Source organism: Spirosoma flavum (assembly GCF_042686045.1).
Classification (GTDB): domain Bacteria; phylum Bacteroidota; class Bacteroidia; order Cytophagales; family Spirosomataceae; genus Spirosoma; species Spirosoma flavum.
On record NZ_JBHUOM010000008.1, the window covers coordinates 29,426 to 41,574 of the forward strand.

Sequence of the window (12,149 nt, forward strand, 5' to 3'; positions counted from 1 at the left end):
CCACGTATATTGTTTATGCGTATCTTTTTCTGGTTTTTAGTTGGAACTGCTATTCTCGCACTGGTTAATCAGGCTGGGGCTCAGGATTCACTAAACTACAGTACGAACTCTTTAACATTAACTCAATCAACTACCATTGATACCTCCCCCGGTAAATGGCGGCTGAGCGGCTTTGTCGGCTATCATCAACAATACCAGAAAGGGTATTTGAATGAAAACCTCTATTTAACGAATGGGCTTACCGCTGGTCTGGCGACCGATTATTTTGTTGGCCCTAATTGGGGAATAGGTATCATGATCGGTTACCAAAATCTAGCGGTCAGCGACCTATATAGGCAAGACCCGTCGATCCCAAAATACCCATTCCCCCGCATCTTACCGCTGACGTCCCTGCACAGCTTTATGCTGACCATTGGCCCTGCTTTTTCGTTTCCCCTTGCCCGGCGATTATCACTCGATATAAACCTGCGGGGTGGTCTGTTCTACAATGATGCGCCCATTTTGGGCGCTTACTTACTTAACTCTACCCAGGATAATTTGCTGACTGGCACGTTACTGGGAACTACAGTTATTCCTAGTAGTCAACGCGTTAGGTTGGGGTTCAATGGCTCTGTTGGGGTTAAGTACCAGTTTACACAGCAACTTAGTCTGGGTTTAGCCGCTAATGATTCGTACAGTTCAGTTGGGTATACTCAGGTGAATGTTAATAATAACTTTTTTCAAAAACGCGTGGATTTGAAGATGTATGGCGTGCAGGCTGAGATTTCTTACCGGTTTTCGCCCTCATCTCAACGGACTAAAACAGCCCCTCCGGTGCCACCAACACCAGTCTGTTATCCCCCCTTGCTGGATACGGCGCAACCCAACCTATACGAAGTGGGTACAGCCGAACTGCCGGTATTTAAATGGCGCAGCAGTGCCCCCGTTTACACCGAAGGCGAACGGTATACATTTCGGCTGTATACATTGCCGGGGAATAAAGTAGTGTACGAAAAAGTGGTTCAGGAGCCGCAGCTCGTCTGGCCCGCGCAGGTGCCTTTACCCGATACCGCCAGTTATTATTTTTATACGGTTCACACGAGCCGGAGCGATGAATTCGAACAATCGTGTCGTAGTGAACCCGTTGTTGGAACGCTTGGCTTCTTAAAAAACCGACCAGTGGCTCAGTCTCAAGTAGTGACGCCACGAGAACCCGTCAATTTATTCAGGCTCAGACTGTATGTGCTCGATTCGGTCGTGGTTACCCAGGTTAAGCGCCAGCCTATCGAAGTCGCAAAACGGTCCAAAACGAGAACCCGGCGACCAGATACCAGTCAAACACAGCCTACCAGTGAGACTAGTGCGCCAGCCGATTCACTGCAATCTGTTACGAAAATAATGCCCAGGCTTATTTATGAAGGGCCAATGCAGCAACCAAATTTTGTCTGGCCTAACGCTATAACCCTGCCTGCCCGGCCAGCCGTGTATCAATATGTTATCAATCGGATCAGCAACCGTGAGATGTTGCAAAGTTATTATCTGATGGTTGAACCGGATGGATGTAGCATAATTATAAACGAAGCGACAAAGAACAAGTATTTACAAAATAATATGGTACCAACTGAACCGCCGAAACCAGATTCATCGCCGACTAATAAAGGACAACCATGAGCATGACCATCTAAAGAAAGGAGTTGTAACCCAGGTAGGTGACTGTCGATTGAGGAGTATTTGGGGTGGTTGGCTGCGTTTTAACAGAAACCGATATTTCGCTTGAGATTGGAAGAAAATAATCAATAAGGTTATGCAACAAGTCAATCGTTTTAGTATGCGGCAAAAAATTCGCTATTAGCGCATCCGGGACTGGTCCAACGACGATCTGTACTCCGTTTCGGCCATCGTCGAAGCGGTCACCAATTACGGAATCGATGCCCAGTCGGCAGTTATCCAGCCTTGGTAAGTTGTCGGCCCGCGTCGATTCGCGCAGTCGACGACCCGTTTGGATGTGTACCGGAACACCTAAGAAAAGCTGTAAAAATCGGCTAAACCAGGGTAGATTGCTACGGAGCAGGTGAAGCCAGGGTAATATTTGCAGAAATAGCCCGGCTTGTACCCGGCTCATGGCCTTCAAAATGGGCCAATGTTCGGCGAATTGATCGATGATGGCAGTGGCGCCGTCCAGGTGGTCAACGGAACTGTCGTAATGCACCGACAACGTCCGCAGATAGTTTAGTTCGGCGTCGAATGGCAGGAAAAACAGTCGGCCCTGCCGTTCTTCGTCGCGGTCTTTGCGTATATCGTCGAGAATTTGGTCGGCGTTTCCAGATCGAAGTGAGTCACTGGGCGTAAAGAATAGGTGTTGAGGCAGCATATCGAACAAGCCCTCGCGGGGCGTGTCAATGCGGTTGTAGATGAACGTGGAGCCATCCAGCAGCCAGTCACTTACGTCTTCAATGTCTTTAGAATAAGCCCGGCTATAAAGTCCGGTAGGATTGATGATAATTCGTTCGGGAGACACCTGTCGATCAGCGAAGGAAGCCGCCAGAATTTCGGCTTTAAAATCAACATCAAGCAGATCAAGAAAATAGGGCGGTAAGACTGCTGATTGACCAGGGATTGACATGAACGTAGAACGGAGTTGAGGGATTTGATGAACAAGTTACCAGTTTTCCGCAAAAGAACTTTTTTGAACGAATGAAATCATTAAATCATAAAGAGATTAGTCAGGCATTCAACCGGTTTATGGCCTGGTTTGCCAGTTTATTGCTGGTAACTATAACCTGCGTGTATTCTTATGTCAAAACCAGTTCCAACCAATTAAGCCGGTTAAGTCAGCAGAAGGAAGCGTTCGATCAAATCTTTTTAAGGGACGCTATGCTGACAGACAAAGTGGATTCTCTCTACAACTACATGAGTTTATTAAATACAGATCGCATTCGGGATGATCGGCAAATGCAGCGCCTGATTACTAAAAAGAAAGAAGAATTTACCAAACTGGTTACGCAGCAGCAAAAAACGCAGCGGTATTTTGTCGTCTACAACCGATTATTCAGCCACATCAATGAGATGCTCCTGATGAAAGATTCGCTTAATAAAGCGATGGTTGAAGAAGGAGATCTTCGGGACGAACTAAAGGACTGTCTACGGCGGGCGGTTGAAGAGCATCGGCAGCGTAAACGGAGTGGGGGAGCTGGCGCCTTTTAACCAATCGGATATGGAAACTTTTTTTCGACTTACGACGCGTGAACGGCGGCTTCAGTTTATTTACCTATTATCAGCAATTAGTATTTTATCCATCATGATTAGTTGGATTGCCTTTCGTAATGACACCTATTCACAGGCTGAATCGAAACGCCTGTCGGACAAAATCAAGAAACAAGAGCAAATCCTGAGAAATCAACTGGAAAATATGCCCCTGCTCGACTCGGCCTATCGGTCTATCATTGCATACCAGCCCCAGGTCAACGCCATTTTCGTAGAGGTCGAAATTGAAGATCACCTGAACGAGATTCGGCGGCTATCCGGGCAGCAGGCGGAGGGTATCCAGTTCAGGTCTTTTGGGCAGATTGCGGATTTTTATAAGATGATGTACGTCGATAAGAAGGTGGTCTGGAGCAAACAATCCAATATTAATTTATTCCGTAAACAGTTGGATGATTGCAGCGTCGGTCTGTTTCCCGGCTCTAGTCCGTCTACTGCTGCGGCAACGCCGTCTGTTACCAGTTCCCGATAAATGCTATGAACAGCAAAATGACTTTATCGGCCAGAGCACTGCTGCTAACTGTAGGGGTACTTTTTGTCTTGTATCACTATACTGCCGAACCCGAGATCCGGGCTAAAGTGGAACCCTATCAGCAAGTGGCCGGGCAACCGATTCGCTACGTTGACAGCACCAGTGAGGCCAGCAGGTGGCGCTGGGAATTCGGTAACGGGCAAGAGGTCCGGGGAGCGCAGGGTCTGTTTTATTACTATCAGCCGGGTACATATTTGATTCGCCTGACGGTCGATAAGAAAATAGTCAAAACCTTTTCGGTTGTCATTACACCAAAAGCAGTTGTTGATGAGCAGGATTCTATCGTAAAGATACAGGGTCCTACGTCGGGCTTTGAGCGGGAGAAACTAGTGTTTACCGCCGTTGGGGGACGGGCCCGTCAGTTTGCCTGGCGTTTTGGATCAAGCGGTCAAGTTGATTCACGCGATCAAACGGCTATTTACAGTTTTCCAACGTTGGAAAACTACACTCGTCCCCAGCAATACACCGTCGAACTCATGACCGATGTAACCAAGTATCCAATCAGGAAGCAGGTCACGATTATCCGGGGCTTCAACAAATTCGCCCCTACAGTTGATTCGCTGGATATCACCGAAAGTGATTTTCGAAGACGGTTACAGTCGATTGCTAACGGTCAGGCCTTTAATACTCATTATGATTATCTGTTAAGGAAATACTTATGCCGTCAGAATGATGTAACTGTACGCATTAACGATGCGAAAGCCAACGATTTTTATTCGTACTGTATGGGATTGCAATTCGATCGGGGCGTTCGTATCGATGCCATATCAGTGGTAGCCGATTCGGTTACATCCTGCGTTACGCGCTTAAATGTGACTCAGCATAAACCATGAAGCGTCTGTCGATTTGCTGTTCGTTCCGTTTGCTTGATCTGCCCCGCTGGGTAGACCTTTTCCGTTATTGTTTCCTTTTTGTGGTGCTTTGGTTGGGTTGTCCTGAATTGGCGACGGCCCAATTGCCTTTTTTCCTGCGAGTGGCCCGTCAGCCCGAAAATCTGGTGCCTGTTTCGGGCAACGCCAGCCCGTCTAAAACAGGGTTAGCGGTTTCTAAAGAAGGCGCTAATTTTAGTTCTCAACCCCCCGGTGTCGCGCCGTGGGTTGTTTTTTCGGATCGAAACAACAACAACACCTTCCGCAATTCGAATGGCACCATTCCTTTTCGAAAACTGGGTTTTATGGAAGCATTTTATGTGTTGAAAGAGCGAAACGGTTATTTGAAACTCATCAAGTATGACCCGGCGCTACCCATCGGCAATAAGTTTTCGCGACGAGTTATCACCGATCGCAAGTCGGTAGTTTATTACGGGTGGGCTCCCAAGAGCCGCTTCCTCTTAGCGAACCAAAGCATTCGATCGGACGACCAACGCCGGGCACAGGTATTCAGTGCCGTACTGGCTCAGCCTGCCCTGCTTGCCAATCCTGAACGGTATTTTTCGAATGATTCGGTGCGGCTTTTTGCGGACCCAAGCCAGCAAACCTCAGCTAAACCCAAAATGCGGCTTTATGAGCTGGCTTATGTGTACAAAGTTTCCGAAACCCGTCGGCAGGTTTTGATCGGTCGGGCATCCTGGTTTCCAATCGACAGCGTCAAACAGATCCTTTTGGGTTGGGCACCCATTGAGGTTTTGCAGACCGTTGGTCAGCGATTATTTATAGAAACCGACACTGTAAATAAACAGCCTCAACCCATCCCTCTTTACCGATCGCTCACAGCAGCCACTCAGGGGAGGAAAGACTCAACTGTTTTGAGCAGCTCTTTTTCGGCGGTTTCCTGGAATCAGCTGGGAACTAAATATCCCGTACTCAGCCAACATAAAAGCCCCAAAGATAGCCAGATGGTTGTGCAGACGAATGCACTAACACCTCTGCTAATAAAAAGGCAGGTACCTGTCCTCAATGTCAATGGTCAGCCAATCGCTGGTCAGTTGCTGACGAATATCCTGGCTCGTAATAGCCGCTATAACCTGATTTACGTAATCGAAGGCAGTTCTGACATGCAACCTTATTGGGGTGAGCTACTGAATACTATTCAGTTTACACTTACTCAATTGTCGCAGGATACGGCTCGGGCTATTAATTTACAGGTAGGAGCCGTTATCTATAATGACTACCAAAAAACAGATGATAATAAGGTTAGAGGTAATGTTGGACTAACCCCATTGACGTCTAACTATACAACTTTACTGAATGAACTAAGAAAAGGTAGCCCACCCGCCAAAGCCCGGTCAGATCCAGAGGCTAAAAGCGTTCGATTTGGTGTTGGAAAAGCGTTGGAGCAGTTTGCTGCCCATCCCAATGAGAACAATATTTTAGTGCTGGTAGGCATCAATGGTGACATACAATCAATAGTCGATGGAATTTTAGTGCCGTCGGCGTTGAAAAGTGTAGAATGTCGGCTGCTGGCATTTCAGGTTTACGCTGCTTCAGGAGACATCGCCAATAATTTCGTGCTTCACTCCCGTGAACTTGTGCTGGAAATCGCCGATAAGGGGAGCATTCTTAAGAAAAACCGACTTGTTCGGCCAGATATGGTTACGCCCACCAATGAGTTTAATCACCGGCTGGGCGACCGTAACGAATATCAACTGGCTTACCCTGAGCGGAGTATGGTGCCCGGATGGGTTCTTTTTCCCCGAAAAAATCAGTCGCTACCCTTCAAAGAATTATACGCAATTACCGACAGCCTGTTTCAGCAGGTCGCCCATGAATCTCAAACCGTTATTGCGGCCCTGGAAAGTACGTTTCAGCGTCTGGAACCTCTGGGTGATCGGGTCAATCCAAAGTTAACGCCCGTTTATGCCTCTACGGGATTGAATTTGCCCGCCAATGCCTCTACGCTGACGCGTCTGGACGCCTATCCGTACATGACGCGTGCGTACACGCCGACGGTTCTCAAAGGCGGCCCCCGGTGGAAATATATTGCTTTACTGCCGCTCGATGAATACGACGGTATTGGCCGGTGGCTGGATCAGTTGTGTGGCGATGACATCGACCCTGCCGTCTATTTCGACCGGATGCGGCTCCATCACCGGTATCGCCAAACCCTGAGTGAAGTTGGCTTGTCAAGTGCTACGACGACGACGCTCGACCAGTTACTAAATGGATTTCTGGATTTGCCTGTTGCCAATCCATTGTTTAAACGTATTGTAATCAGTCAGTTGAACAATCGTAAACAAGTATCCGACGCGTTGTTAACTCAGGTCTTGTATTTGATGCGGGAACGGCGCGACTATTTCCGCCGGATACCGACCTTCCGAAATAGCCGTTTCATGTCCAACGGACGGACCTATTACTGGATTAGCGAAGACTTATTTAAGTGAAACCTCCCTTAACCATCAATACTATATGCGCCAATTACCTTTACACGAATCGGTTGAAAAAGCTCTGCATATTGCCCGCGCTCTGGCCCGCGAATACCATAACGAAAAATTTTCGGCAGCCCACCTGCTACGGGCCATGCTCCACGACGACGTGGGTGGTAGTGCACTTTTGAATGCGCTGGGTCAGGATGTTGCTTATACCTTCGATTGGGCCGAAGTCTGGATGGAAGAATCACCCCGGTCTGCTCTTGTAGTGACCGAACCGGAACACGACGAGTCTGTGGACCGGGTGATGAACGAAGCGGATTTCCTGCGGATCAAGCTGGGGCTGGATTACATTGAAACCATCTGCGTACTGGCGGCTATTGTCAAGCCCGGCATTGGCTTTTCGGCTGAACAACTTCGCTCCTTACCGTTGCAGGAACGCGATCTGCTCGAGCGTTTTCTGCGCGACTTATCCGCTTCTCCGGCTGCCAGTCAGCCAGGAGCAGGCACAAAAAGTAACGGTCAGGCCAGTAATTTGACGAATAATGAACAGCCCAAATACTGCATTGACAAAACGGCCCAGGCTCGCGCTGGCAAACTGGACCCTGTGGTCGGGCGTAACCAGGAGGTGCGTACCATGCTCGAAATTCTGGGTCGGCGCAGCAAGCCTAACGTGATGGTTGTGGGTGACCCCGGCGTTGGTAAAACCGCGCTGATCGACGGGCTGGCGCAGCAGATTGTTGCTGGTCTGGTGCCCGCCCGAATGAAGAATGCTATTCTGCTGGAACTGGACCCTGGTGCTTTACTGGCCGGAGCTTCTTACAAAGGTGAGGTTGAAGATCGGCTCAAGACAGTCATCAAAGATGTAAAGCAATACGAAAAATGCATTCTTTTTATTGATGAAATTCACATGCTGCTCGACCCCAAAGGGTCTGCCGGAAACGGCGTGGCAAATCTGCTGAAGCCAGAATTAGCCAGGGGTGAGCTGACAGTAATAGGCGCTACTACCCCCGAAGAATACCGCAAGCTTATCGAACCTGATCAGGCCCTGAGTCGCCGGTTTGAACTTCTGACAGTAGCTGAACCTACCGAAAAAGTGGCCGAACGAATGATGATCGGTCTGGTTCCGGCGTATGAGCAGCACCACCAGTTGAAAATTCAGCCGGACGTAATTCCAACCTGCATTCGATTGGCCCGCCGGTACAGCAAAGAACGTCGGTTGCCTGACTCCGCCCTCGATTTGCTCGACCGGACAATGTCGGCTATCCGCATGGCTATTGAAACATCCGGCACTGAACTGACCCGGTTTGAAGAGGCCGTTCGTGAATTAAGCCAGCGAGACTTATCGCCGGAAGAATCCCTGGAGGAATACCGATGGTTGGACACACTGTTGCATCATCAGGTCAGCCCGGTTTTGCTGGGCCAATGGGAAGATGAGGTTGACCCAACCGAACTGGAAACCGCAGCGGCCTATCATGATTATATCAATGCCAAGTTAACGCGCTTTCAGACGCTGGCCGGTCAACAGGAGCCAACCGTTACGACCAATGATCTGGCTGCCGTGGTCGCGCACAAGACAGGCATTCCGATGGGCAAAGTACAGACCCAGGAAAAAGAGAGACTGCTGTCGATGGAGAGTTTTCTGCAACGCCGGGTTGTGGGACAAGACCACGCCTTGCATGCGTTATCCGACGCCATTCTGGAATCACGCAGTGGCTTGCAGCGCGCGGCTCAGCCCATTGGCTCGTTCTTTTTGTTAGGCCCGACTGGTACGGGAAAAACTGAACTGTCGAAGTCGCTGGCAGAATTTTTGTTCAATGACGAACGGGCACTGATTCGTTTTGATATGTCGGAGTTTAAGGAGGAACATTCAGCCGCGTTGCTCTACGGCGCTCCTCCGGGCTATGTAGGTTACGAAGAAGGCGGTTTGCTGGTTAATAAAATTCGAAAACAGCCTTACTCGGTGGTGCTGTTCGACGAAATTGAGAAGGCGCACGGGTCCGTTTTCGATGTGTTTCTGCAAATTATGGATGAAGGTCGGCTCAACGATAAACTGGGTAAAGAGGGCGACTTCACTAATGCGTTGCTCATTTTCACGTCCAACATTAGTAGTGAGTGGATTACCAATGAGTTTCAGGCGGGGCGAATGCCAACATCTCAGCAATTGATGACGCGTATGACAGGCCAGTTTCGACCGGAATTTCTGGCCCGGATTACGGAGATTATTCCATTCTCACCGATTCAGGAGGAAAATGTAGTCCGGATTTTTGAAATACAACTGGCGCATCTGCATAAAAGCCTTCTGCAACAGGGAATTGAGCTAACGATAACCGACGAGGCTAAACGGCAATTGGCCTTGCAGGGCTTTACCCCCCAGTACGGCGCCCGACCACTGGCCGGTATTATTCGCAATCAACTACGTCGGCCAATTTCTCGCCTGATTATTGCCGGTCAATTGCAAAAAGGCCAGATGCTGAACGTGGGCTTGAATAACGAAACCAGTGAATTGATCTGGCAGATAGACTAAATAGACTAATAGGAACTTCTTTTTGCTGGCTTTGATACAATTCAAATAGGGGCTGAAAATCAGGCAATCTTGATCGGTAACAGAAAAAGATACCGTTTGTTTGAAATTGCCCCTTTGCCTGGATTACAGGCCTTGCCACCTCTTTTCTTATTAATAGATTTGGTAAACTAAAATTCAGCCAAAATAAGACATGTTTGACTTCGAAATAGGTGGTAACGAGATCAAGCCCGACTCAGCCGAGGGCATCGCTAATATCCCCTTTAACCGTACGTTACTGGCGCAAAAACTTACGCAGCAGGCTCCTGTCAACCCGGAGGTTGCTTATGGCCTGAAAACCGTTGAGGCCGTGTTCGACCACTTCAAGCCGGAGGTTGAGGTTGAAATGGAATCGATCGACGGAATGCCAACAAAAGAAACCATGCAATTTCGGAGTGTTGCCGATTTCCGGGTCAAGGAAATGGTAGCCCAAAGTCCGTTTCTGCGCTCGCTGGATGCTCAATACCAGGAATATACGCAGATAAGCCGTCGCCTGAAAGGACACCGGATTCTGCAAACGTCTCTGGGCAATCCCGCCACCAAAGCCGCGCTGATTGAAACCTTGCAAGCGCTGATTGCAGAACTCGACGCAAACGAAAAGGTAGACGCTTAACCACATTGTTCAACTAATTTCCTCTATTCTATCTATTATTCAAGTATTACGTTTATATGGAAAGCGAACCAGTAGTATCCCAGTCACAACCCGATGCAAGGCCGACAGTTAGCCGTGGTGCCGGTGCTCCTCTACCCGGCCTGGCCGCTCTGTCAGCATTTGGTGGTTATGCCTTTGTCGAAAGCTTCTTAGACGGTTCACAAAATCTAAATCCAGACCGTAAAGCCCGCAAGAAAATCTACCTGGGCGATCCTACCAAGGCTAGTGAACGGGCTGTTTTGAAAGAAAAACTCAAACTATGGGTTGAGGTGTTGAGTTCGTCTGACAACCAGAACGAAATGCTCGACACAGCTAATGATAAGGCGGCTGCGGTAGAAGAAAATCTGCGTAAAAACCTGCTCACCACACTGGAGACCACGCGTGAGCTGGAAACAAGCTATCGGGCGTTATCTCTTTTCTATAAGAATGCAGAAGCTGAAAAACTCTCTAACGTCACGATTGTCAACGCTGGTTTCGACCAATTGACCGACTTAGACAACTCCCGGTTCATTGATTACATTGCCGATGAGCTGAAACAAAGTTACGACCGGCTCGACCTTCGGCAGAACTATTCCCTCCTGGTGGTTCCCGGCTTTATGGGGTCCAACGCAGTATTGGAAAAATGGGCTAAGATTGCCCATGCTAACAAAGTTACTTTATTCACTGATTTCGCCGATCTGGAAAGCTCCGAAGACGTTATTGACCTCTTCAGTACGGCCAATATGACGGGAGCTGAATTGTTTCGCTCCAGCGTAGTCATGACCTGCAACTGGGTAGTGGGTCGTAGCAAAGTGGCTGAGGTAGGTGAAACAGAAAACCTGTATGTACCACCATCCGCTGCCCTGGCCGGTAAAATTTACTATACACTCATGTCGCAGGTAACCGCCGGTAAAAAACACGGTGGCATGAACGAAGTATCGGGCGTTCGGTTCCCGCTTCGGAAAAGCGAACTGTCGGCTGTTGAACGGCTGAACTTAGTGCCGATGATCGACGAGTACGGTCGGGTAATGGCATTCGGTAGCAAAACGCTTTTTAACGGTGACAATATCGGGCTGCAAACGTACTCTGTCGTACGGGTATTTGATTACATCACGAAAGTGCTGTTCGACTTCCTGAACCGCCGGGCCTTCGAAAACTGGAACTCGCTCATCGAAGCAGATTTACGTCGGCAAATCGCTGGCTTCCTGGATAGCGTTAAGGGGCCTGATAAACTGATCGACCAGTTCCGTATTGTCCGGCTTGAGCGCGACAGCAAAGAGAAAGACCGTATCTACTTAGATATTCGGTTGACTCCGTACTTCCCCGCCAAGAGCTTTGTCATTCGACTTGATGGCCGCCGGGGTGATGATGTTGAAAGTCCAGAATGGGTATCTGATTATGGTCAGATCTAACCGCACGTTTAATCTGGCTATTTCTAAAAATTTATCCCTTTAACCTTTTCAACTTATACTATGCCTTATTCAAGTAAAATTACATTAGGAGCAGACGTTTTCGATATTCTGGGAGGAGATATTGGCTTCTCCAGAAGCATTGACATAAAAGGACGCCCCTCCAGCCACGTTATGGGCGGCCAGTTTTCGTTTACTGTTGAGGTTACTGACAAGTCAGCGTTGGTAGAGCACATGGTCAATTCGCAAAACAAACCTTTTGATACAGGTAAGCTGGAATTTACGGACGCTGGTGACGATGCCGTAACCCGCAAGATTGCGTTTTCAAATGCCTACATCGTTAACTACAGTGAGTCCTTCTCTGTGGCTGGTAATGCCTACACATGTTCACTCACGCTTTCAGCCGAAAAAATAACGATTCAAACAGCAGTACTGGATCAGCGCTGGCCCGTAAAAAAATAATAGTCCAA

10 protein-coding genes are annotated in these 12,149 nt (G+C 48.5%); 9 read left to right on the forward strand and 1 reads right to left on the reverse strand.

Annotation, left to right across the window (positions count from 1 at the left end):
* Window positions 1-15: 15 nt before the first annotated feature.
* A complete protein-coding gene (locus ACFS25_RS14300; protein WP_381501981.1) occupies window positions 16-1,650 on the forward strand; it encodes a hypothetical protein in 1,635 nt (544 codons plus the stop codon).
* Between the two features lie 10 nt (window positions 1,651-1,660).
* On the opposite strand, the gene ACFS25_RS14305 is transcribed toward ACFS25_RS14300, so the two are convergent.
* Window positions 1,661-2,602: a type VI secretion system baseplate subunit TssG gene (locus ACFS25_RS14305; RefSeq protein WP_381501984.1), complete on the reverse strand. Its 942-nt coding sequence runs from the start codon at window positions 2,600-2,602 to the stop codon at window positions 1,661-1,663.
* A gap of 71 nt (window positions 2,603-2,673) precedes the next feature.
* Between ACFS25_RS14305 and tssO (ACFS25_RS14310) the strand changes: the two genes are divergently transcribed.
* The 8 genes from tssO (ACFS25_RS14310) (at window position 2,674) to tssD (ending at window position 12,141) form a co-directional block, all read left to right on the forward strand.
* Window positions 2,674-3,183 carry a type VI secretion system TssO gene (tssO, locus tag ACFS25_RS14310; RefSeq protein ID WP_381501987.1) on the forward strand — a complete coding sequence of 170 codons (510 nt, stop codon included), beginning with the start codon at window positions 2,674-2,676 and terminating at the stop codon, window positions 3,181-3,183.
* 10 nt (window positions 3,184-3,193) lie between these two features.
* The gene (gene tssO, locus ACFS25_RS14315; protein ID WP_381501990.1) at window positions 3,194-3,712 is read left to right on the forward strand and encodes a type VI secretion system TssO; all 519 of its coding nucleotides are present in this window, start codon (window positions 3,194-3,196) and stop codon (window positions 3,710-3,712) included.
* A gap of 5 nt (window positions 3,713-3,717) precedes the next feature.
* The gene (locus ACFS25_RS14320) at window positions 3,718-4,605 is read left to right on the forward strand and encodes a PKD domain-containing protein (RefSeq protein ID WP_381501993.1); all 888 of its coding nucleotides are present in this window, start codon (window positions 3,718-3,720) and stop codon (window positions 4,603-4,605) included.
* On the forward strand, window positions 4,602-7,091 hold the full coding sequence (gene tssR, locus ACFS25_RS14325) for a type VI secretion system protein TssR domain-containing protein (RefSeq protein WP_381501996.1): 2,490 nt from the start codon (window positions 4,602-4,604) through the stop codon (window positions 7,089-7,091). Before ACFS25_RS14320 ends, tssR begins: the two co-directional genes overlap by 4 nt.
* 25 nt (window positions 7,092-7,116) lie before the next feature.
* Window positions 7,117-9,603, forward strand: a complete 2,487-nt coding sequence (locus ACFS25_RS14330; protein ID WP_381501999.1) for an ATP-dependent Clp protease ATP-binding subunit — start codon at window positions 7,117-7,119, stop codon at window positions 9,601-9,603.
* A gap of 190 nt (window positions 9,604-9,793) precedes the next feature.
* On the forward strand, window positions 9,794-10,252 hold the full coding sequence (locus ACFS25_RS14335; protein WP_381502003.1) for a hypothetical protein: 459 nt from the start codon (window positions 9,794-9,796) through the stop codon (window positions 10,250-10,252).
* Window positions 10,253-10,308: 56 nt separating this feature from the next.
* Complete coding sequence (locus ACFS25_RS14340) at window positions 10,309-11,682, forward strand: type VI secretion system contractile sheath protein TssC (RefSeq protein ID WP_381502005.1); 1,374 nt, start codon at window positions 10,309-10,311, stop codon at window positions 11,680-11,682.
* Between the two features lie 60 nt (window positions 11,683-11,742).
* Window positions 11,743-12,141, forward strand: coding sequence for a type VI secretion system tube protein TssD (gene tssD / locus ACFS25_RS14345; protein ID WP_381502008.1), 399 nt, complete (start codon window positions 11,743-11,745; stop codon window positions 12,139-12,141).
* The last annotated feature ends 8 nt before the right edge of the window (window positions 12,142-12,149 follow it).

What these genes read in the sequence shown, in the direction of transcription:
- ACFS25_RS14340 (WP_381502005.1), top strand. Translation starts at nt 10,309, where the DNA reads ATGGAAAGCGAACCAGTAGTATCCCAGTCACAACCCGATGCAAGGCCG.
- ACFS25_RS14330 (WP_381501999.1), top strand. Translation starts at nt 7,117, where the DNA reads ATGCGCCAATTACCTTTACACGAATCGGTTGAAAAAGCTCTGCATATT.
- tssO (WP_381501987.1), top strand. Translation starts at nt 2,674, where the DNA reads ATGAAATCATTAAATCATAAAGAGATTAGTCAGGCATTCAACCGGTTT.
- ACFS25_RS14320 (WP_381501993.1), top strand. Translation starts at nt 3,718, where the DNA reads ATGAACAGCAAAATGACTTTATCGGCCAGAGCACTGCTGCTAACTGTA.
- tssO (WP_381501990.1), top strand. Translation starts at nt 3,194, where the DNA reads ATGGAAACTTTTTTTCGACTTACGACGCGTGAACGGCGGCTTCAGTTT.
- ACFS25_RS14335 (WP_381502003.1), top strand. Translation starts at nt 9,794, where the DNA reads ATGTTTGACTTCGAAATAGGTGGTAACGAGATCAAGCCCGACTCAGCC.
- tssD (WP_381502008.1), top strand. Translation starts at nt 11,743, where the DNA reads ATGCCTTATTCAAGTAAAATTACATTAGGAGCAGACGTTTTCGATATT.
- ACFS25_RS14305 (WP_381501984.1), bottom strand. Translation starts at nt 2,602, where the DNA reads ATGTCAATCCCTGGTCAATCAGCAGTCTTACCGCCCTATTTTCTTGAT.
- tssR (WP_381501996.1), top strand. Translation starts at nt 4,602, where the DNA reads ATGAAGCGTCTGTCGATTTGCTGTTCGTTCCGTTTGCTTGATCTGCCC.
- ACFS25_RS14300 (WP_381501981.1), top strand. Translation starts at nt 16, where the DNA reads ATGCGTATCTTTTTCTGGTTTTTAGTTGGAACTGCTATTCTCGCACTG.